The sequence below is a fragment of the Psychrobacter sp. H25 genome, from assembly GCF_059076335.1.
Map to the genome: position 1 here is coordinate 108,794 of NZ_JCACRV010000001.1, position 22,794 is coordinate 131,587.

18 protein-coding genes and 1 riboswitch are annotated in these 22,794 nt (G+C 45.3%); of the genes, 9 read left to right on the forward strand and 9 right to left on the reverse strand.

The features are described from left to right. Positions 1-64 precede the first annotated feature (64 nt). Positions 65-206: riboswitch (glycine riboswitch) on the reverse strand. 260 nt (positions 207-466) lie between these two features. The 4 genes from AC5JPO_RS00475 to AC5JPO_RS00490 all read left to right on the forward strand — a co-directional run bounded on the left by AC5JPO_RS00475 (position 467) and on the right by AC5JPO_RS00490 (position 4,243). Next, positions 467-787, forward strand: coding sequence for a YcgL domain-containing protein (locus AC5JPO_RS00475; RefSeq protein WP_493852094.1), 321 nt, complete (start codon positions 467-469; stop codon positions 785-787). A gap of 269 nt (positions 788-1,056) precedes the next feature. Continuing rightward, on the forward strand, positions 1,057-1,737 hold the full coding sequence (locus AC5JPO_RS00480; RefSeq protein WP_493852997.1) for a hypothetical protein: 681 nt from the start codon (positions 1,057-1,059) through the stop codon (positions 1,735-1,737). A 377-nt stretch (positions 1,738-2,114) separates the two neighbouring features. Next, positions 2,115-2,963, forward strand: coding sequence for an AAA family ATPase (locus AC5JPO_RS00485; protein ID WP_443526263.1), 849 nt, complete (start codon positions 2,115-2,117; stop codon positions 2,961-2,963). Between the two features lie 56 nt (positions 2,964-3,019). After that, positions 3,020-4,243: a vWA domain-containing protein gene (locus AC5JPO_RS00490; protein ID WP_493852092.1), complete on the forward strand. Its 1,224-nt coding sequence runs from the start codon at positions 3,020-3,022 to the stop codon at positions 4,241-4,243. A gap of 130 nt (positions 4,244-4,373) precedes the next feature. On the opposite strand, the gene AC5JPO_RS00495 is transcribed toward AC5JPO_RS00490, so the two are convergent. From AC5JPO_RS00495 to AC5JPO_RS00505, 3 genes are all read right to left on the reverse strand, one after another. Beyond that, positions 4,374-5,186 (reverse strand): phosphodiester glycosidase family protein, encoded by an 813-nt coding sequence (locus AC5JPO_RS00495; RefSeq protein ID WP_493852091.1) that lies wholly within the window; start codon positions 5,184-5,186, stop codon positions 4,374-4,376. A 109-nt stretch (positions 5,187-5,295) separates the two neighbouring features. Continuing rightward, entirely contained in the window at positions 5,296-7,119 is a 1,824-nt protein-coding gene (locus tag AC5JPO_RS00500; protein ID WP_493852090.1) for an FMN-binding glutamate synthase family protein, read from the reverse strand. 157 nt (positions 7,120-7,276) lie between these two features. Further along, positions 7,277-8,104 carry an IclR family transcriptional regulator gene (locus AC5JPO_RS00505; protein WP_493852089.1) on the reverse strand — a complete coding sequence of 276 codons (828 nt, stop codon included), beginning with the start codon at positions 8,102-8,104 and terminating at the stop codon, positions 7,277-7,279. Positions 8,105-8,295: 191 nt separating this feature from the next. Between AC5JPO_RS00505 and AC5JPO_RS00510 the strand changes: the two genes are divergently transcribed. Next, positions 8,296-9,480 (forward strand): acyl-CoA dehydrogenase, encoded by a 1,185-nt coding sequence (locus tag AC5JPO_RS00510; RefSeq protein WP_493852088.1) that lies wholly within the window; start codon positions 8,296-8,298, stop codon positions 9,478-9,480. A gap of 205 nt (positions 9,481-9,685) precedes the next feature. Continuing rightward, positions 9,686-10,894, forward strand: a complete 1,209-nt coding sequence (locus AC5JPO_RS00515) for a CaiB/BaiF CoA transferase family protein (RefSeq protein WP_493852722.1) — start codon at positions 9,686-9,688, stop codon at positions 10,892-10,894. A gap of 50 nt (positions 10,895-10,944) precedes the next feature. Here AC5JPO_RS00515 and AC5JPO_RS00520 read toward each other — a convergent pair whose 3' ends face one another. Continuing rightward, the gene (locus AC5JPO_RS00520; protein WP_493852087.1) at positions 10,945-11,715 is read right to left on the reverse strand and encodes an IclR family transcriptional regulator; all 771 of its coding nucleotides are present in this window, start codon (positions 11,713-11,715) and stop codon (positions 10,945-10,947) included. Between the two features lie 221 nt (positions 11,716-11,936). On the opposite strand from AC5JPO_RS00520, the gene AC5JPO_RS00525 reads away from it, so the two are divergent. The 3 genes from AC5JPO_RS00525 to AC5JPO_RS00535 all read left to right on the forward strand — a co-directional run bounded on the left by AC5JPO_RS00525 (position 11,937) and on the right by AC5JPO_RS00535 (position 16,531). Further along, the gene (locus AC5JPO_RS00525; protein WP_493852086.1) at positions 11,937-13,400 is read left to right on the forward strand and encodes an NAD-dependent succinate-semialdehyde dehydrogenase; all 1,464 of its coding nucleotides are present in this window, start codon (positions 11,937-11,939) and stop codon (positions 13,398-13,400) included. 136 nt (positions 13,401-13,536) lie between these two features. Continuing rightward, positions 13,537-14,796 (forward strand): 4-aminobutyrate--2-oxoglutarate transaminase, encoded by a 1,260-nt coding sequence (gene gabT / locus AC5JPO_RS00530; RefSeq protein ID WP_493852085.1) that lies wholly within the window; start codon positions 13,537-13,539, stop codon positions 14,794-14,796. Positions 14,797-15,088: 292 nt separating this feature from the next. Continuing rightward, complete coding sequence (locus AC5JPO_RS00535; protein ID WP_493852084.1) at positions 15,089-16,531, forward strand: APC family permease; 1,443 nt, start codon at positions 15,089-15,091, stop codon at positions 16,529-16,531. 132 nt (positions 16,532-16,663) lie between these two features. On the opposite strand, the gene AC5JPO_RS00540 is transcribed toward AC5JPO_RS00535, so the two are convergent. The 5 genes from AC5JPO_RS00540 to greA form a co-directional block, all read right to left on the reverse strand. After that, positions 16,664-18,028: a glycosyltransferase gene (locus AC5JPO_RS00540; protein WP_493852083.1), complete on the reverse strand. Its 1,365-nt coding sequence runs from the start codon at positions 18,026-18,028 to the stop codon at positions 16,664-16,666. Positions 18,029-18,177: 149 nt separating this feature from the next. Beyond that, the gene (locus AC5JPO_RS00545) at positions 18,178-19,050 is read right to left on the reverse strand and encodes a TIGR03915 family putative DNA repair protein (protein ID WP_493852082.1); all 873 of its coding nucleotides are present in this window, start codon (positions 19,048-19,050) and stop codon (positions 18,178-18,180) included. 90 nt (positions 19,051-19,140) lie between these two features. After that, on the reverse strand, positions 19,141-20,409 hold the full coding sequence (locus AC5JPO_RS00550; RefSeq protein WP_493852081.1) for a putative DNA modification/repair radical SAM protein: 1,269 nt from the start codon (positions 20,407-20,409) through the stop codon (positions 19,141-19,143). Positions 20,410-20,713: 304 nt separating this feature from the next. Further along, the gene (locus tag AC5JPO_RS00555) at positions 20,714-21,616 is read right to left on the reverse strand and encodes a hypothetical protein (protein WP_493852080.1); all 903 of its coding nucleotides are present in this window, start codon (positions 21,614-21,616) and stop codon (positions 20,714-20,716) included. Positions 21,617-22,167: 551 nt separating this feature from the next. Then, positions 22,168-22,644: a transcription elongation factor GreA gene (greA, locus tag AC5JPO_RS00560; protein ID WP_057760725.1), complete on the reverse strand. Its 477-nt coding sequence runs from the start codon at positions 22,642-22,644 to the stop codon at positions 22,168-22,170. Positions 22,645-22,794: the final 150 nt, after the last annotated feature.

The window sequence follows — 22,794 nt, forward strand, 5'->3', positions numbered from 1 at the left end:
GAGGTTTGAAAGTGTTTTGAAGGTGTAGTGCGCTATGAGCGCGACACTATCAAACAACAGTGACATGCGTTTTTCAGTCCTTTTACCTGAGCGATTGGCAGGGTGGATGCGCCTTCGGTGGTTATATGGCGGTCGTGAATTTTGTATCACCAATAGGGTTCGATACAAAAAAATAGGCGCCTATAACGCTCTCCTGAAAAACGCTTTTATTATGAAAGGTTCAAAGCGCTTTTACAAGTCATCCGAGCCATTAAAATCGATAAATTTAGCAAAAATCATATTTTGTTTGGGCAGCTTACTGACAGTATGCGAGCGTTAGTATTGTATTTTCTGTCTCTATAGCAGTTTTTAAACCATTTCAAACCATATATAATCGCAAAAATTACCATAGCAAAACGCAAAGCAACTACTGGTATTTACCTGAAATATGCTAACCTACGCCCATAGTTTCTGATAGGTGGTTTTTATGCATTGCGATATTTATAAATTTCCCAAACATGACGATATGTATGTCTACATTGCGCGTCCTGATTATCCTGATGATACTGATGAAATAAAAGACTGGCTTGGTGTGTTACCAAAAGATTTCCGTGCAGGGTTAGGTCGTAGCAAGTTTGTCATGCATTTGGACTTGGCAGCGACGCCAACACTTGCGCGTGTTGATAAAGCAGAAGTACTGACAAAACTGCAGTCTCAAGGCTATTTTGTACAGCTGCCGCCGCAAGATGTGATGCGTCGCCAAGCAGAGCTGCGCGCTCGTGAAGCACAAGACAGCATTTATGATTAGTGTGCTGGTTGAGGTATGATGGCAAAGTGATCTAGAGTGTGGTCTCTACAGCGGTATGGTTAAAGCGTCCGTGACACATTCGTTCACATGCATTTGGGTAGAGAGTCGTGATAAACTGACAGTCCGCGACATCTATATAGAGAATTAAATAATCGGCACCGATGATATGTATCGATTATTTATTGAGTCTTATTTTGGTACGATAGCACGCACCATACACTGCTAGGCACAATGTGTCATCGGTGATAAACGCAGGTAACAACACACGCATGGACTGGTTAAAAAATATCTTACACAGCTTACCATTAGAATCTATCAGTGACATTCTCGGCGAGATTGCTATTTGGTGGGGTCAGATGGTAAAGAACGTACCGCCCGCGGATCTGCCAATGTATGCTTATCTTGGCGGTGCTATCGTGGTGCTGGTATTGTGGCTACTGGTCGCTCGTGTACTGCCAAAACCCTTAGGCGGTATGAGTTGGATGATATTGTTTGCCGTGCTATTAGCGCCAGGTACAGCGCTTGGTGATGCCAGTGAGCTTGCACCAGCCAGTATCAGTGTGGTCTACGCTATCATGATGAAAGATTTTGCAGGTGCGATTGCCAATATGTTACCGATATTAGTGGTATTGGTTTTCGGATTATTCATCGGCTTTTTGTGGCAGCTGATACGCGGTGCTTTTGCCTCCAGTCTGGACAAAGCACGTAGCCGCAGCGCAGAAGATACACAGGCGACGATGCAACTGACGACAGGCAGCTATTTGGCGGACAGCGCTACGCTGAGTGAACCGTCTGATGAGTCTACACTGTCTGCTAAGACTGAAACCAGTCATCATAAAGACAATGTTTATAAAGACGGTGCTAGTACAAAAGCAGACAACAATGTTAGCCTAACGAAAGACAGTACACTATCCAAAAAAGCAGATAATAAAATCTCTGAAAAGCGATAGAATTTGGAAAGCGATAGAGTCTGGAAAGCGACAGAAAGGTAGTGCCTGCTTACACAATGGACTCATACGTTCAGAATATAAAGAGTAAATAAAAAAGACACCAAGGCGTGTCTTTTTTTGTGCCAGATTGATGTTGTGGCATATTACTTTCGCGCCAAACTATTTGTGTGCAAGATTGTTTGTAGGTTATATCAACAATGACAGCTTGTTAGGCACATTATTAGGCACACATAACAATTGTTAATAACTGCGAACGCATGAGTATTTTGGCAATACGTCAGGCTGTGATAATCTAATTTATTATATTGATTTGTTATCCACTTTTTACACCCATTCATCTATAACCCCTCATTTATAACAACAATCGAGATCTGACTATGACCGACAAAACCTTTACAGGCACACAAAACTATATCGCAACAGATGACCTGCAACTGGCAGTGAATGCGGCTATGACATTACAAAAGCCGCTACTGATCAAAGGTGAGCCAGGGACTGGTAAGACTCTGCTGGCCGAAGAGGTCGCAGAAAGCTTAGGTATGCCGCTGATTACTTGGCATATCAAGTCGACCACCAAAGCTGAGCAAGGTCTGTATGAGTATGATGCAGTATCGCGCCTGCGTGATTCGCAGTTGGGTGATGACAAGGTTTATGAGATTGGTAACTATATCAAGCCAGGTAAGTTATGGGATGCCTTTACCAGTAAAGAGCGTAGCGTACTATTGATCGATGAGATCGATAAAGCAGATATTGAATTCCCAAATGATTTGCTACATGAGCTTGATAAGATGTCTTTTTATGTTTATGAGACGGGCGAGACCATCACCGCAGAGCAGCGTCCTGTCGTGATCATCACCTCAAACAACGAAAAAGAGCTACCAGATGCTTTTTTGCGTCGTTGTTTTTTCCATTATATCGACTTTCCAGAAGAGCAAACCATGCGCCAGATCATTGAGGTGCATTTCCCTGATATTCAAGAAAAACTGGTCAACGATGCTTTGGATATATTCTATAAATTACGTAATATTCAGGGCCTCAAAAAGCCACCATCAACGTCTGAATTGGTTGATTGGTTGACCTTGTTGCTAGCTGATGATATGGCACAAGAGGAGCTAGAAGAAAACCTACGTGGCGAAAAGTCTATTCCGCCACTATATGGCGCGCTGCTCAAAAACGAAGCGGATGTGAATTTATTGCAGCGTTTTGCCAATATGATGCGCCGTTAAGCGCATATAGGTGAAGATGCTTTTTTTGTTTTACGTCAATTAGTGGTGCAGTGCTTATGTTTATAAAACTATTCTATACTTTGCGGACCTATGGCGTGCCAGTCAGTACGCGTGAACTGCTTGATCTCAATGCCGCTTTAGATAAAGGGCTGATGATGCAGACGCATCCTGAAGACCCAGCACTCACTACTTTTGCGAGTCGTGAAGACATGTACCGGTTGATTCGGCTGTGTATGGTCAAAGACGAGCGTCATTTTGATAAATTTGATCGGGCAATGGCAGATTACTTTGAAGGGGTAGATAGCCTTGATATGGATGCGCTGTTGGCAAAACTGACAGACGTACCCAAAGAGTGGCTTGATCTAAAGCTGGATCCAAAAAACCTAACCGAAGAGCAAAGACGTCTGCTGAAGAAGTATGGCTCATTAGAAGAGTTGATGAAGGCGCTAGAAGAGCGGTTAAAAGAGCAAAAAGAGCGTCACCAAGGTGGTAGTAAATGGGTCGGCACAGGTGGCACTTCGCCATTTGGAGCTTACGGTGATCATCCAGAAGGTGTGCGCGTCGGCGGTGAATCACGCAAACGCAGCGCCGCAAAAGTCTGGGAGCAGCGTAAATACCGTAACCTCGATGACAACAATCAGCTTGGTACCCGTCAAATCCAGATGGCACTACGTAACCTGCGTCAGTTTGCACGTACGGGCAGTGCAGATGAGCTCGATATTCATGAGACGATCAAACGTACCGCAAAAAAGGGCGTGCTCGATATTCATATGCAAGCGGAGCGTCGTAACCGCGTCAAAGTACTGATGCTGTTCGATGTGGGCGGTAGTATGGATATCCACGTTGAAACACTAGAAAAACTGTTTTCTGCAGCAAAGAATGAATTTCAAACGTTAGAGTTCTTTTATTTTCACAACTGCTTGTACGATTACGTGTGGAAGGATAACAACCGTCGACACAGTGCCCCGATGCCGACTTTTGAGTTACTTAATAAATATGGTCGAGAGTATCGAGTCATTTTCGTCGGTGATGCCTCTATGTCACCCTATGAGCTGATGACAGTAGGCGGCAGTGTCGAGTATATGAATGACGAGGCGGGTATCGTATGGCTCAAGCGCGTACTTGAGCATTTTGATAAAGTAACTTGGCTCAATCCTGAAAATCCAAGCTACTGGCAGTACACCCAAACCATCGTTGAGATCAAAAAGCTGTTTGAAAACAAAATGTACCCGATGACCTTGCATGGTGTTGAGGAGATGACTCAATATATGGCGCGGTAATGCTATTGCTACGCTCGTATGCGCAAAATAAAAAGCACTTAAGACGATGCTATAGTCTTAAGTGCTTTTTTAATGAGTGACAAATAGTGATAAAAAATGGCAAGTTCATATTTTATAATAAGTACTATGGCTATTTCTTGTTTTCAACCAGTCCTATCATCACGCCCATCTCTTTTTTGTCTTGTTTGTCGATACTAGGCGCATATAACGCTGAGGCAATGCCGCCATCTAAAAACAGCGCGTTTGGACAACCCAGCTCATCCTTGAATAATTCTGCAAATTGATAGAAAGTCACAGGTGCATCGCTATTGACAAATTGTATGCTGCCATCCGTACAGACGCCTGCGCCATTACGCAGTTTGACTGAGGTGCTATCAGGGTTGAACTGCGGATGTATCTCATCATTGATGACCAGCATGGGGCCAGATTGCGTCGCATACCAAGGCTGCACATCACCATTGTTTAGCTGTTCATTTAACACGTTACTTTCGGTGATTTGCACGTTGCCAGCTTTGTCCCACCACATCACCCCATTAGGCAATAGATGAAAATTGCCGCCACCTTCTTTTAGGTTTAGTGACTTGACCTCTTTGCCCTCAATGATAGTGTAGCCAATCGGCGCATATCGCTCATCATACATACCGGCATTCATCGCAAAATTGAGGGTTTTGTCTTCTGGTAATGCTGCCAACAATCCATCAAAGGTCAATAGCGGCTGAGCACTATTGGTGGACTGCCAAAATAACTGTAACGAATAACGGGTGCTTGTCAACGCGCTAGCATTCACACGGCAGACGCTATAAGTAAAGGGATAGTCTGCTGTCTGACAAGACCAGCTGTCCGTATCAGTGCTCAAGACAACAGTGTCTTCTTGCTGACAAGCACTAAGGCTGAGCGTAAGCACTGCCAATGATAGCGATAGAGTAAAAATAGAGGTCGGCATCGATCACGCGTCTTTTAACAGGGTGGTTGTATGGGATTACTAAGGTTCGCTGGCATATCGAATTTTTATTGGCTCTTATCAATAATCAGCATCTTTTAATCATTAATTATCAATCGCCAGTCGGTGGGAAGTTACGAAAGGTATTGTTGACATTGCCGATGAGTTGTCCGCCGTTAGTAGCATCCGAGTGTTCAGAGTCATATTCAGCGTTATATCCAGTACTATGCTCTGTTGGCGCACTTGTCTCTTTACCCTTATCACGTGAGTCCTTGTTATAAGCAATGAGCGCATCGTTATTGGCTAAGAAGCTATCAGGGTTTGCCATGACCCACATTTGATTAAAAATATCGGCACGGGCGCTATGATCGAGCAAGGCGTCTTTGTCCGCAAAATAGAAAAACTTGGACAATAGCTTAATCTGTCCATCATCGAGACGGCGAGCGATATGATAAGGCTGTAATTGGCTAGGATGCTGTAAACCAACAGCACCGACGATGCTAGCGAGCGATTTTAGCGTATTTTTGTGGAAGCTGGCAACGCGCTCTGCTTTGCTTGGGACATCGAGTGCTTGTTGACGGTATGGGTCTTGGGTAGCCACACCTGTCGGGCAAGTATTGGTGTGACAAGAGCGCGACTGGATACAGCCAACCGCAAACATAAAGCCACGTGCTGAGTTACACCAGTCTGCACCCAGCGCAATCATGCGTGCAATATCAAAACCTGAGACAATCTTACCACTGACGCCAAGCTTGATCTTGTCACGGATACCTGCACCGACTAAAGTGTTATGAACGAGCAAAAACCCTTCAACCATTGGCATACCGACATTGTCCATGAACTCGACGGGAGCGGCACCTGTACCGCCCTCAGCCCCATCAATGACAATAAAATCAGGATAGTTGTCCGTCTCGATCATGGCTTTGACAATTGCCATAAACTGCCAAGGTTGACCCACACATAGCTTAAAACCAACAGGCTTGCCGCCAGATAAGTCACGTAGCTGTTGCCAAAAGGCGACAAGCTCACGCGGTGTGCTAAATGCAGTGTGCGAGGAGGGCGAGATACAGTCTTGACCCGTAGGTACTTGACGGGTATCCGCAATCTCTTGCGTGATTTTGCTTGATGGCAACACGCCACCTTTACCAGGCTTAGCGCCTTGTGATAATTTAATTTCGATCATTTTAACTTGTGGATCAATGGCTTTTTCGGCAAAAGACTGTGGATCAAAATTACCTTCGACATCACGACAGCCAAAATACCCAGTACCCAACTCCCAAATCAAATCACCACCGAACTTACGATGATGAGGACTGATAGCCCCTTCGCCCGTATCATGCGTAAAGCCGCCTATTTTTGCACCCTGATTGAGTGCCATAATGGCGTTCGCTGATAGACTACCAAAACTCATCGCTGAGATATTAAATACCGACATGTCGTGTGGCTGCTGACAACGCTCGCCGCCCACCGTGATGCGAAAGTCTTTGTTTTCTAGTGGGGCACTGATAGCAGATTGCAAAAACCATTCTTTGCCATGAGTATAGAGATTGTCCAAGGTCCCAAACGCATTGGTGTCGCTGACGTTCTTTGCCCGCTGATACACCAAAGCACGCTGTTGGCGTGAAAACGGTACTTGTTCTTTGTCATCCTCAAGTAAATACTGACGAATCTCAGGACGAAAATCTTCCAATACATAGCGAATATGCCCAGCTATTGGGTAGTTTTTTAGCACTGAATGCTTGGATTGAGTCAAATCATAAATGCCTAATGCAACTCCTAAGCCGCCAATCAGAATCAGCCAGCCATGCATCAGTAGCAATCCTGCTAATAGTAGACAGATGGCTGCCCCAAACATACTATAACGCAGCAATAATCCGATAAAATACGGTGAGCTGGTTTTGGCTTCAGGATTTAGGTTGGTGCGAGATTCAGGCATAACGAGGCTCAATAGTTGTTCTTTGGATAGATAAGATGCTTACATTTGTCGCGTACATCATACACGTATGAGGTCGCGACGTCGGTATCAATGGGTAACAGCCTTGCATATGCTATCTTATCAGGCCAATTTTTATCAGGCTTTCACCCATAGCTAATTAAACCCCGTCACCAATCCGCTCAGCCAACACCTGTAACTTTGGTACTATCATCGCAGCATACTCATCGGCTTCCCAGTTGGCACTTGGCACACTGGCATTGAGCGAATACGCGTATTGCCCCGTAGCGACATCATATACCCCAACCGCGACTGCCAATATGTCAGTAGAAAACTCTCCATCAGACACGGTATAGCCGTATTTTTCATAATGCTCCGCTGCGCTAGATAGAGCGCTTTGTGCATGGTTGAATTCCTCAACAGATAAATTCTCTTGTAGATTGCTAATAATGACCGTCTGTCTCGCTTGCGAGCTTACCGCATAAAAAGCACGTCCAATGGCAGTGCGTGTGACGGGTACAGCGGAGCCAACCTGTAAGTTGACCGATAGTCGAGCAGGGCTACGACAGCAGGCGTGATAGCGCATTTCTCCTTCGACTTCGGTCGCTAGATTCACTGATACTTCATTTTCACTAGCGAACTGACGTAATAGTGGCTCAGCGTATGCCACCATGTCATGACGACTCCATGCAGTCGCACTAAGACGTACCGCACTACTGCCTAATTGATATTGCCCGTATTTATTCGTACGCAATAACCCAAGCGTAATCAAAGTATGGATAAGGCGAGTGATGGTTGCTTTTGGTAAATCTGTCATCTGACACAATTGCTGATGGGTGAGTTGCTCATCATGTTCAAAAGCAGCCAAGATGACCAATCCACGACCTAGTGCCATCACAAACTGGCGATCGTTATCTTCTTTGCTCTGACTCATGACGTCATGCATGCGTTCTAGTAGTGGCGTAGCTGTCGATAAGGGTTTTGTCATTTCATTTCTATCTCTTTTAATGGTGATATTTTTTGATAAAGGTTTACAGGGTGGCAAAAGTTTGTTTTAATAGTTTTAAATTATGAAACTAAGTTTCGCACAGCGGAATAATGAAGTCAATAACTTGTTAAATTAAATGATGTATCAATCACTATTCGTCAGTCAGGATGACTGATATCAAGGAGATCCACATGGCAACATCTACTAGCCCGCGCTTTGATTGGGAAGATCCTTTTTTATTACGTGACCAGCTCACCGAAGAAGAACGTATGGTCACCGACAGCGCCCGCCAATTTTTTCAAAAAGAGCTAATGCCAGGCATTGTTGAAGCCAACCGCAATGAAAATTTTGATCGTAATATTATGCGTCAAATGGGTGAAATGGGTCTGCTTGGCGTCACGATTGAAGGTTATGGTTGTGCTGGCTTGTCCAGCGTTGCTTATGGTCTGATTGCTAAGGAAGTAGAAGCTGTTGATTCAGGCTATCGTTCAGCGATGAGCGTGCAGTCAAGCCTAGTGATGCATCCTATTTGGGCATATGGCACAGAAGAGCAAAGAGAAAAGTATCTGCCAAAACTTGCTACCGGTGAGTATGTCGGCTGCTTTGGTCTGACTGAGCCTGACTCAGGGTCAGATCCGTCATCGATGTCAACGCGTGCGCGCGCTGTAGATGGTGGTTATGAGCTGACGGGCAATAAAATGTGGATTACCAACAGTCCTATCGCTGATGTGTTTGTCGTATGGGCAAAAGATGATGCTGGTGAGATTCGTGGTTTTGTTTTAGACAAAGGCATGACAGGCTTGTCTGCGCCCAAGATCGAAGGCAAATTCTCGCTACGTGCATCAGTCACCGGTGAGATCGTCATGGACAAAGTATTCGTTCCTGAAGCCAATGCTTTCCCTGATATTCGTGGTCTAAAAGGGCCGTTTGGCTGCTTAAACAAAGCCCGCTATGGTATCGCTTGGGGCTCGATGGGCGCAGCAGAGTTCTGCTGGAAAGCGGCTCGTCAGTACACGCTAGATCGTAAGCAGTTCGGTCGTCCATTGGCAGCCACCCAGCTGGTACAGTTAAAACTGGCCAATATGCAGACAGAAATCAGTCTAGGTCTACAAGCCGCGCTGCGTGTCGGTCGTCTGATGGATGAGAACAATGTCGCGCCTGAGATGATCTCCATGATCAAGCGTAACAACTGCGGTAAGGCGTTAGATATCGCTCGTATCGCTCGTGATATGCATGGCGGTAATGGTATCTCTGATGAGTTCCACATTATCCGTCACGTGATGAACTTGGAAGCGGTCAATACTTACGAGGGCACACATGATATCCACGCGCTTATCCTAGGCCGTGCACAGACAGGTATCCAAGCATTCTTTTAAACTGATGTTAAGTTAAACGTTCAGATTTGGAACATGCCCTAACGTACGTTGCTGCTTGGCTTTTTACGAAGCATATATAAGCAGTAGCGTACGTTCTTCAGTTATTCTTCATGATTTAACTGCTTGGCAATTACATCATGAAGAATAACTCTATGATCAAAAAATCAAAAAATACGCGACATGGTAAGGGAATTTCATGGCAGATATGACTGATATAGCTAATATGCCAGAGGGTGCATTGCACGGTATAAAAGTGCTTGATTTATCGAGAGTGTTGGCAGGGCCTTCTTGCACGCAAGTGCTCGCTGATCTGGGCGCAGACGTTATCAAGGTTGAGCGTCCACACATTGGTGATGAGACGCGGCACTGGGCACCGCCAGTATTCAGTGACGATACCTCCGCTTATTACGCGACCATTAACCGCAATAAGAAGTCACTGACAGTGGATATCACAACGCTAACAGGACAAACCATTATTAAGCAGCTCATCGCTGAGAGTGATATTTTGGTCGAAAACTTTAAAGTTGGTGGTCTGAAAAAATACGGCTTAGACTATGACAGTCTCAAGCAAGACCATCCGCGTTTGATTTATGCCTCATTGACAGGGTTTGGTCAGACAGGACCAGATGCGGCGCGTCCGGGTTATGATTATATTATTCAAGGGTTGTCAGGGCTGATGAGTATCACGGGTCCTAGCGATGGCGAACCGCACAAAGTTGGCGTCGCAGTGGTTGATCTGTTTGCAGGGTTGCAGCTGACAATAGGTATTCAGGCGGCGCTATTGGCGCGTCAACATACTGGCACTGGGCAACACGTAGACGTCGCGTTGCTCGACAGTGCGCTGTCTATGCTAGCCAATGTCGGTATGAATCATCTGGCATCAGATAAGATACCGCCAAGACTGGGCAATCAGCATCCCAATATCGTGCCGTATCAGGTGTTTGCCGGTCAGGGTGAGCAGCACTTTATCCTAGCTTGCGGCAATGACCGTCAGTTTGCCAAACTGTGCGATGTGATCGCAGTTGATTGGCATACTGATAAGCGTTTTGCGACCAACCCCCAACGCGTCGCCAATCGCGAACTGCTGTGCAGTGAGTTGACTCAGCAATTCGCTAAGCAACCGCGCACTTACTGGCTAGAGGTGCTGGATCAGGCGGGTATTCCGTGCGGCGCCATACATAATGTCGCTGAAGCACTGGCCATGCCGCAAGCACAAGCACGAGAGATGGTGGTTGATTTTGCTCAGCAGGGCAGTCCAGTACGCGCCCTTGGCAATCCTATCAAGCTATCTGCCTCACCTGTTAGCTATCGTACGCCGCCACCGCAGTTAAGCGAACATACTGATAGCACACTTACTGATTTGGGTTATGACAGTGAGGTGATTGCTAAGCTAAAAGCCGACGGTATTGTTTAATAGCATTTTTTAGATTGTTTTTAGTTTTGCACCGATATTCAATCCTAATGCTATCTTTCAGCGTTAGGATTAAAGCCCAAGCACTGCTCAATTTGCTCTGCCAATTCAATCAGTACCGCACTGACCTCAGACCGTTTAGACTCATACTCTCCTTGCAAAAAACTCACTGCCATACCGGCAACCGCTGTACCTGACGCATTGCGGATATAAGTACCCAAACAATACATCCCATCACGCAGTTGCCCATCATCGAGTGATATTCGACTCTCTTGAATTGCCTCAAGCTCAGCGGATAAGTCCGCAAAATTATTGACCCCATGCTGAGTCATAGGTACCGGAAACTTTTCTTCATACAATGACTTGATACTGTCCATAGACAATGTAGATAGCATGGCTTTGCCTGTTGCTGAGAATACCGCAGGCACGCGCACACCGGCACGAAACGTAAAGCCAAGCGGGGCGGGTGATTCATGACAAGCCAAAAACACCACTTCTCCCAAATCCAGCTTTGACAACGTGACCGTGTGCTGAAGGAGCACTGGATACTGCACAATCAAATCTTTAAATAGCTGTACAACACCCTGCTGCTGCTCATACTTACCTGCCCAATACATCAAATAAGAGCCAAGGTGAAAGCGGCTGTCAGTATCTTTATAGATGACATGCTTGGTCAGCAGACTCTGCAAAATATTGTGGGTGGAGCTGCGCGGTAGCCCAAGCTCTTTTGCGATATGAGCCGCAGTGAGTGGCTGTGAGCTATCGGTAATCAAATCCAAAATCTGAAACGTTTTGTCTAATGCAGGCACGGCAGTTGAGTTCATAAGTAACCTATAACAGTGAAATAAAAGAAAAATACAAGGTAATTATTAAAATAATGAGATTAAAGGTTGCAAATCGCGTCTTATCGTTCTTATAATGACGTCTCGTATATAGAATAAGTGTTCAGTATATTGAACAATAATAAATTTATCAATAAGTATTTACTACTCACGATTATATCCATTCTTATAACCATACCACCTATATGACAAGGAGCGTCAATATGTCAAATACGCTACAGTTATCAAATCCAGACTTACTCAAACAATCTTGTTTCATCAAAGACGGCTGGCATGCTGCTAGCGATAACGCCTCACTCGATGTCAACAATCCTTTCAACGACGAGCTCATCGGTACAGTACCTAGTCTCACGACTGACGATGTCGATGAAGCCGTTGCTTATGCCCATGAAGTACAAGCAGAGTGGGCTGCAAAAACTGCCAAAGAACGCTCAGAGTTGCTACAAAAGTGGGCAGATCTTATCGATGCCAATAAAGAAGATCTTGCAATCATCATGACCGCTGAGCAAGGCAAGCCGCTCACTGAGTCACGTGGCGAGATTGGCTATGCCAATAGCTTTATTCGCTGGTTTAGCGAGGAAGGCAAGCGCGTTTATGGTGATGTCATTCCTGCCAACAGTACCCAGCTTCGCCACGTTGTGCTCAAGCAGCCAGTCGGTGTTTGCGCCGCTATCACTCCTTGGAACTTCCCAGCAGCAATGATCACACGTAAGGTTGCACCCGCAATGGCAGCAGGCTGTACGATTATCGTCAAACCTGCCACCGAGACACCGTTCTCAGCATTAGCTTTGGGTGCATTAGCAGAGCAAGCAGGTATTCCTGCAGGCGTACTACAAATCGTGACAGGTAAATCATCAACCATTGGCGAAATCCTAACGGGCGACGCTCGTATTCATAAGCTGTCATTCACTGGCTCGACAGAAGTCGGTCGTACGCTGATGGCGCAATGTGCACCAACGATTAAAAAGCTGTCACTAGAGCTGGGTGGCAACGCGCCATTTATCGTTTTTGATGATGCCGATCTTGAAAAAGCTGCTGCAGGTCTCATCGCTTCCAAATATCGTAATGCAGGTCAGACCTGTGTGTGCGCCAACCGTGTCTACGTGCAGGACAGTATCAAAGATGAGTTCTTAGAGATTTTTGTCAAAAAAGTCGCTGCGCTAAAAGTGGGCAATGGCTTGGAAGAGGGCGTCGATATTGGCCCGCTAATCAACCAAAAAGCATTGGATAAAGTACAAGCCCTGCTCAAGGATGCTCTAGACAAAGGTGCCAAACTGGTTACTGGCGGTAGTGTCAATGACGCCTCAGAACTGACGTATAACCCAACCGTGATCACTGATATCAGCAGTGATATGGACATTGCGTCTGAAGAAATCTTTGGACCAATCGCGACAATCTTCACATTCAAAGACGATGCAGAAGTTATCCGTGCTGCTAACGATACGATTTATGGCTTGGCCGCTTACTTTTATAGTAGTGACTATGCCCGCTCATGGCGCGTGACCGAAGGTCTGGAGTACGGCATCATCGGCCACAACACTGGTTTGATTTCTACAGAAGTTGCCCCATTTGGCGGTGTGAAGCAATCTGGCTTTGGCCGTGAAGGCTCAAAATACGGTATCGAAGACTATATCACGACCAAATACTGGTGCTCTGATATCAGCTAACAAAGTTTTGAATATCTTTGGTGCCGTGAAAAAGGTGCCATTCGATAGTCAACACGTATGAATTAAGTCACCCCTTACTACAAACCGCCAATCCCTAGATGGCATCTATGTTACGAACACAGAAAAGGACATTCCCATGACTACCAATCAATCATTACTTGAGCGCCGCAAAGCTGTTTTACCAACAGGACTTGGGGTTGCCTTTCCTATCTTTGCAGAACGTGCAAAGAACTCAGAAATTTGGGACATCGAAGGCAAGCGTTATATCGACTTTGTCGGTGGTATCTCAGTATTGAATACTGGTCACAGCCATCCAAAAATCACCCAGCGTGTGCATGAGCAGCTCGACAAATTTACGCACACTGCGGCGCAAATGATCAACTATGAGTGCTATGTGGATTTGGCAGAAAAGCTGTGCGAAAAAGCGCCAATCAGCGGCGATACCAAGGCATTCTTTTTGACCACTGGCGCAGAAGCGGTCGAAAACTGCATCAAGATTGCGCGTGCTAAAACCCGTCGTCCAGGCGTAATTTCTTTTGTCGGTGGCTGGCATGGTCGCACGATGATGTGCATGAGCTTGACTGGTAAAGTACTACCATACAAAAAGAACTTCGGCCCAATGCCAGGACCTGTGTTCCATGCGCTGTTCCCTGCAGAAGAGTTGAATGTGACAGAAGCGCAAGCGCTACATAGCCTTGATATGATCTTCCAAGCAGATATCGACCCTAGCGAAGTGGCCGCAATGATTGTTGAGCCAGTCCAAGGCGAGGGCGGTTTCCATCAGGTGACACCATCATTTGCCAAGGCACTACGCGAAATCTGTGATGAGCATGGCATCGTGCTTATTTTTGATGAAGTACAGTGTGGTTTTGCCCGTACAGGTACGTTGTTTGCCACTGAGCAGCTAGGCGTTGAGCCTGACTTGATGACCGCTGCAAAGAGTTTGGCAGGTGGTTATCCTATCTCTGCGGTCATCGGCCGTGCTGATATCATGGATGCCCCGCAAGTTGGCGGTTTGGGTGGTACGTACTCTGGTAACCCACTCGCCTGTGTGGCTGCGCTTGCTGTCATGGATGTGATTGAAGAAGAAAACCTACTAGAGCGTAGTGTGGAGATTGGCGATACCATCGCTGAGTTCTTAAAAGGTTTGAACCTAAGCAGTATCGGTCATATCCGCTATAAAGGCGCTATGCTAGCGTTTGAATTGATTGATAGCGAAGGCAAGCCTGATGCCGCAGCCGCTACCAATCTAAAAGCAAAATCATTTGAAAAAGGTCTACTATTAGCGTCTTGTGGTATGTATGGCAATGCCATTCGCGTCATGGTGCCATTGACGGTTGAAGATGAAGTGCTACAAGAAGGTCTTGATATCATCAAAGATATCCTAACGGCTTAATAGTTACCGAGTGTCATTTACTGTAGCGATGGATCGCTTTTGACAAAACACGGATTTTGGTCAAAAAGTTATATTTAAGATAACGGCAAGGCTGCCCTCGTAGCACTCACTTATGGTGTGTTTCTGAACGGCGTCTTGCCAGTCAAGACGCCGTTTTTGTTTTTTGAATATTAGAAAATATCAAACGATAAGGTCTGGGCAAACCAGTAAATATGATGGGTTTATCCCAATAAATCGAAATAGTGTAGCTATAAAAGGCGTACACGGATGACACACAGACAAGGAGTAGGTTATGTCTGAATTAAAAAAATCGTTAGGTGTTTTTGACATCATTGCACTGGCATTCGGTGCGATGGTTGGTTGGGGCTGGGTAGTACTGGCAGGCAGTTGGATCATCTCGGCAGGCATATGGGGGGCCATCAGTGCCTTTTTAATCGGTGGTTTGGTCGTTGTGCTCATCGGTGTGACCTATGCTGAGTTGGCTGCATCCATGCCTATCACGGGAGGTGAGCATACATATACCCACCGTGCCTTGGGAGTAAACATTTCCTTTATTTGTTCATGGAGTATTTTATTCGGTTATTTCTCTGTCGTGGCTTTTGAGGCGGTCGCATTGCCTACCGTTGTTGAGTATATCATTCCAAATTATAGCCAAGGCTATCTCTGGAATATCGCTGGCTGGGATGTCTATGCTACATGGGTCGCTGTCGGTATGCTCGGCTCAGTGATTGTCACATGGCTCAATATACGCGGTTTAGAAGTCAGTGCTTGGTTTCAAAAGCTGGCCGTCGTAGGTATTTTTCTTGTCGGTATATTACTGTTCGTTGGGGCATTATTGTTTAATACTGAGACCTCTACTACCGTACAAGCGCCTAACTTTATCGGTGGTATAGGCGGCATCATGACGGTAATGGTAATGGTACCGTTTTTGTTTGTGGGCTTCGACGTCATTCCGCAAGCCGCAGAAGAAATCAATCTATCTCGTCCAAATATCGGCAAGTTCTTGATTGTGTCTATTATCATCGCCGTGCTTTGGTACGTTGCTGTCGCCTGGAGTGTGGGCAAAACCTTGCCACTACTACAAGCGCAAGACTCAACATTGGCAACCGCTGATGCGATGACCAATGCTTGGAATGGTAAATGGGCAGGTACGCTACTGGTTATTGGCGGTGTACTTGGTATCTTGTCAAGCTGGAACGCGTTTCTTATCGGTGGTAGTCGTCTGCTATATGCGATGGGTAAAACGCATATGCTACCGCAGTTCTTATGCAAACTGCATCCTAAGTACAACACCCCAGTCAATGCCATCTTGTTGATCGGTGGCCTTGCAACACTAGCGCCACTCTTTGGTCGTAAAATGCTCGTATGGATTGTGGATGCGGGCGGATTCGGTATCGTCATCGCCTATACTTGTGTGGCGCTTTCATTCTTAGTGCTGCGTTACCGCGAGCCTAATATGGTACGTCCGTTTAAAGTACCAGCGGGTAAATTGGTTGGCGTCATTACTATTCTGCTTAGTCTGGGTATGCTGGCACTCTACTTACCAGGTATGCCGTCAGCACTCGTCGCTATTGAGTGGTGGATCTTCCTTGGCTGGACAGTTTTAGGGGCTGCATTATATGGCTATGCTACTATGAAAAACCCTGGCAAGAGTAAAGAGATCATGGATCATGAACTACATGAACTAAAAATTGCTAACCAGCAGTGGCTAAAAGAAAACCCATATAAAAACTAGTTGTATCTGAATTCGCTATATAAAAAAGCCTAACGTCAAACGTTAGGCTTTTTTAGTTTACTCAATTAAATAACCATGTCTCTTAAAATCATTATAAATGAGTTTGTGCGTAAGGACACTATCATGATCAGCTTATGACTTCTCATCGTCTTTAAGGACTTCTGGGTTTATGTCTACTTTCGACGACGCTTCTACTTTATTTGCTTCTACTGCATCTGCTTCAGCTGTATATGATTTTTTCTTGATCAGTTTGACTTTAGGGCGCTTAGGAATAGGCTCGACATGCTTCACCGCTGCACCAACGGCAGGTTTTTTAAGGGCTTTTTTGATTCGCCGTACGGCGATTGCATCGGCTCTGGCTTGCTCTTCTGCTATCGCCGCCTCATGTAAGCTTTGATAGACTGCAAGCGTTTTTTCGATCATCTCACGCATCGTGAATTGGTTGGTCATTTCAGGACGAGTCACACTCTCTAACTGATTGCGTACAGCTTTGCATAACGAGTTAGCATTGTGTTTTTTGACCAGTCCTTGCGGATAGAGCGGTTGTAGGATTTCACTAAAGGCTGCCTGATCCCAACCAATCACAGGTGTGCCCAAGTGGATCGCTTGTAGGGCGTTGATACCAATTGATTCAGGTTCGTTGGCAAGCGCCATAACGATGTTGGCGGCTGAGAGCCATTCGCGCATATCATTACGCTTGCTGCCCACATAGGTAATACGTTCAGAGAGTCCCAAGCTATTGGTACGCTGACGAAAGTCTTCATGAATGACATCACCATCTCTATAATCATCATCCATAATAATGACATGAATATTGGGAAACTGCTCTTGCAGGTTGCCCAAAATATCAATCAGCCACTCTTGACCATACTCATTTCCGATAACTGTTGGAAAAACGAGCCACTTCTTATGCTCAAGCTCAGGATATTCGGCAAACGTATGACGTAGCCAATAGACCGAAGGATTGTGCCGATAAGGATAACGTCGAGTATCAATGCCGCGATGGATACGTACGACTTTTTTTGGGTCTACATCTTCTCGGCGCAGGCCTTTGTGTAGGTATTGGGTGACACTATCAGATACGGTAATAATGGTATCGACATTGAGTAGCGCTTGGGAGTACTTATTGATGGGGTAGAACCCATACATGGTGGAGACCAGCTTTGGGAAATGCTTAACTCGTGCACGTCGCAGCGCTAAATGCAGTATCCATGCAGGGGTACGCGAATGTATATGAATAACATCAGGTTCATACTTTTCGATCAGGTGCCGTAGTGCTGAGACTTGCAGCAATGACAACCAAGACTTTTTATTCATATGTAGCTGATGATAGATATTACCATCGCGCTTGAGCCGTCTGACCAGATCATTGCTCTCATCTGCACTAGAGACGATGATAGAGGTATGCTCGTTTTTGACCAATGCACGCCCAAGGTGAAAAATACCGCGCTCGGATTCATCATGCTTCAAAGACGACAGTAAGCGCATAATCTTCATAATAGCGTTGGTCACCGGTTAAGAATATTGAGCTGCTATTGTCAGTTAAAAGCGATTAAAACTCAACCATCAAGATACAAAGATGACTCAGAGGTTTGGTTTCTCAAGATATATCAGTATGCCTGTCTTGGCTGACACGCTAAAACTTACTAACGACGCTTTTGTAAATGTTCAGCATTGGGCAGTACTTGCTTCTCGCTCAAGTACTTCCAATAGCGCTGCGGGAGATACTGTCTATGTAGCTTGGAGTTTTTGCGCTCTTTGATATTGACGTTGGTAAAATAACCCTGCCAAAATTTTTGATAGCGCTGCTCATCAGGGCTATGAATACTGGCAGGATTGCGTAGTACAGCATCGTCAAGATCAGTAATGGTCTGTAGCGGTGCAGGGCGAGTAGGCGTGCTATTACTTTTATCATAATAAATGCCATAACCACGCGTCAGATCATAGATTGCCCAGTGTTGATCTTGATAACGTTGGCGAAAATGCTCTCCGATCAGTGGCAATACATTAAAGTCAGGTTCGACCCGCGCAAAATAGATATCATCAGTCGTGTGCTCAAAGCGTACAAATGCCTCCATACGATGCTTTTCGCGCCCGACCGACTTGACCGTTTGTGCTAACTCTAGAACGTCTAAATGACCTAAATCTTGTATGATCTGACGGCTAGGGTAATCGATGGCATACTTGACCACACGAAACAACGTCGTACCGATATCATCCTTCTCCGACAAGAACCCCCATAAAAGATTGCGCATACCAGAGCGTCCTAGCAACGTATTTAGCTTTACCAACACGCGCTCAGCGTTGCCTTCATCCATAGCAACGCTAGTCGCTTGCGCTATTAAGGAAGGCACATAACAGTCTTGAGCGGTGAGCTTTAATGAAATGTCGTTTTGCAATCGGTTGGCATAGACATAAAATACCGCACTGAGCCACCCCTCAAAACTTGGTTCATATAGCACGATACTAGGCGTTAACTGACCGATAGCGTAAGCGTCGTTTTGCATAAGTGCTGACATGGTTGGTCCTACATTTTTATGGTAAATAGTTATCGCAAATAACCATCATAAATACCGTAGCGGAAAGGCTATTTTTTTAGCAAACACTATCTAAAACAAAGCCAACTGTCCGCTACGTTGATCTTTAAACTTGGTCTGTGTTTGTGCCAGTACATATTGACGAAAATTATCGCGCGTCAAGTGAGCCAAATGCTCGTTCTTGCCAGTGGTGGCGATAAAGTATTTGGCACGGTTGACCGCAGCGCCCATCTTTTTTAGGTGATGTAGGGTCAATTGGTTAAACCGACGCGCCTTCACAATTTTCTTGGCAGTTTTGGTACCGATACCTGGTATACGTACAATCATCTCATAAGTCGCTGTTTGAATATTGACTGGGAAATGCTCGCGATGACGTATCGCCCAAGCCAGTTTTGGATCACAATCTAAATCCAAGAATGGTGACTCTGGCTCGACAATCTCGTGCGCGCCAAACCCATAAAAACGCATTAACCAGTCTGCTTGATATAGGCGGTTCTCTCGCACCATAGGCACAGGAGTACCAATTGCAGGCAATCGGTTGTCAGAGAGCATCGGTACATAACCTGAATAGTAGACACGCTTTAGATCATAGGTTTTATAAAAATGACTGGATAGCCGTATCACCTGTAAGTCGGTCTCATTACTCGCCCCAACAATCATTTGACTGGTCTGACCTGCGGGCGTAAATTTAGGTGCTTTTTTGTGGGTTTTACGACTCTCACGGATAGTGATAATCTCTTCTTTAACCGTTTCCATCGGCGCTTTTAATTGCTCATGTGATTTTTCTGGCGCAAGCAAAGCCAATCCTGATTTGGTCGGAATCTCGATATTGACGCTCAGTCGGTCAGCATAGAGTCCTGCCTCTAGCAGCAGTTCCTTTGATGCACCAGGTATGGTCTTTAGATGAATATAACCGTTGAAACGCTCACGAGTACGTAGGAGTTTGGCAACTTCGACTAGTCGCTCCATCGTATAGTCGCCATTTTTGAAGATACCAGAGCTCAGGAACAGCCCTTCGATATAGTTGCGACGATAAAACTGCATGGTCAAGTCCACGACTTCTTCGACACTAAACGCCGCACGCGGGGTGTCGTTGCTTTTACGTGAGGTGCAATACGCACAGTCATAAATGCAGTGGTTGGTCAACAGAATCTTTAGCAAGCTGACGCAGCGACCGTCTTCGGTATAGCTGTGGCAAATACCAGTGGCTGAGGCATCGCCTAAACCGCCGCCTTGATTTTTACGCGTACCAGCCGAGGATGAGCAAGACACATCGTATTTTGCTGCATCGGCCAAAATATTAAGTTTGCCCTGTAATCTTTCATAATTGATGTTTGCCATAAGTCGGTTATTACCAATTAATTAATGAACGACTATTTTACCAAAATATGTATTAAGTCATTGTATTAATAGGAAAATTAATGAAACAACACGACAGATAGTGTCGTATACGACAATGGGATTAGGAGGGAGGTGATGGGTATAATTATCAATACTGATTGATGTAAATTATGGAAAGAGGATTAAGAGCCAGTTATACCATGCCAATATTAGAAGAGTCATATATTAAAACAGGTCTTGAACATTCAAGACCTGTTTTAGAGCGATACGTATAAAAAACATACGCTATAGTCGAGGCAGATACTTACTGAACCTTCGCACGTATGACAACGGTTTGATTGCCATTGGCATTAAGGTTTGCCAAGTTCCATTTCAAACCAGAGTAATTTTCTTGTATGGTGACCGTATTGCCAACTTGCTGGATGGTTTGATAGGTGTCGCCGCCAATGGTGGCAAGTGTCGGTAGCGGGCTATTCAACGATACCAACTGCACGCCGCTAGGGAGTGAGATCATAGCATTAATATCATTAACGGGCTGCGCTGTGGTATTGGTATAGGTGGTGTGATATTCAATGACATCACCTGGAGCAATATGATTGGCAGGCACAGCGACTTCACGGCCAGTACCATTTTTCATGATTTTCATCACTTTGGTGTTCGCGTTTACGACACCAGGCGTACTAAACGTAGGGGTCAACTGCAGGGTGTCTAAGGTAGTCGTAGTTACTTGACTCGTTGTAGGCTGATTGGTAATGACGGTTGTCGCTGGCGCGTTTATGACTGGTAGCTGAGTGGCTCTGGTTACAGGTAATACTTGTGTCACGGTATTGATAGGTGTGGCGATGACATCTACTTTAGTAACACTGTTGGTCATCCGATTGGTCACGGGTACGCTTGTCACCGTCGTGCTACCTTGAGTGATGACTGCGCTGTTGGCACCTTGGCGAACGACATAGCGTGGCACGTTTGTGACCTGCGTCACCGCATAAGGCATACCATCTTGCATCGTGATGCCGTTTGGTGTTGCCGTGATAGTGGCTGTTTGACCATTGGAGTATTGCTCAACCACCGTGGTACTACTGCCTGCAGATGAGCTGATAGCGATTTCAGGCGCAGCATGTGCTGAAGAGGCGGCAAGTATCGTACCTGCGAATATGGCAGATACAGTGTTGGTTAGCGCTGTTGGTATATAAGTTCTCATGGTCATAATAGACTCCTTAGCAGTATCAATAAACAAAGTAGCAGTAAGTAAAGCAGCAATAAATAATGCCCAGATAAGCGAAACCCCCGCCAATTGACACCACAAAGTATGCCAAATAACGAGGGTATCAGTACTGACGATAGCCGGTGTCTATGATCAGACCATCATTATCTTGAGTAATGAGCAACGCAGTATGAACTTATTCGAAAGCTCATAGATGTGACGTAGCGTCGACTGTGTTCAATATCAACGATGCTCAATATCACAATAATGGCGCACTCATAAACTCAAATAATTATGCGCCAAAACAAATCATGTATAAAAGCTGCATTGTGTAACCAAAGCGGTATAAATGCTATCAATGCGTAATGTCATTTTTCGTTATGACATGGGTTGCATTGAGGACATGCACTAGATCGAAAATCGCATCTATGATGATGAAAAATGTCTACAATTGAATCGAGCGGCTACTTACAAAGTAAATGTTTATTGTCTGGCAGTATAAAGCCTTAACTAATAATGTACTGCTTAAATTGCCTGCCATTCAGAGCGTATGATTAATCGTAGATAACTTTCATGACTTCGTATTCAACCACACCTTTTGGGGTTTCGATGCGTACTTCATCGCCTTCAAACTTACCAATCAGACCGCGCGCGATTGGTGAGTTGACTGAGATTTTACCTGCTTTAAAATCAGCCTCATCATCACCAACGATTTTGTACTGCTTTTCTTCTTCAGTGTCCATGTTTTCGATCACGACGCTGACACCAAAGACAATACGACCTTCTTTTGGTAGTGTTGAAGGATCGATGACTTGAGCGCCACCAAGTTTGGCTTCGATATCACGGATACGTGCTTCACAAAACCCTTGTTGCTCGCGAGCAGCATGGTATTCAGCGTTCTCTTTTAGATCGCCATGTTCACGTGCTTCAGCAATCGATGCTGTGATACGTGGACGGTCGACACTTTTTAACTGTTTTAATTCGGCTTCTAAAGCCGCATGTCCTTGCGGAGTCATTGGGTAACGTTGCATGTTTTTTCCTTAAACCAATAACACCACACCACCTCATAATGAGATGGTGTCAGTGCTGTTGCAATGGATATAAAATATAAAAGAATGATAATTAAGACGTCGTAATAAGTAAGCTGACTATCATTTATGAGTGTATCTCACCTCAATTTA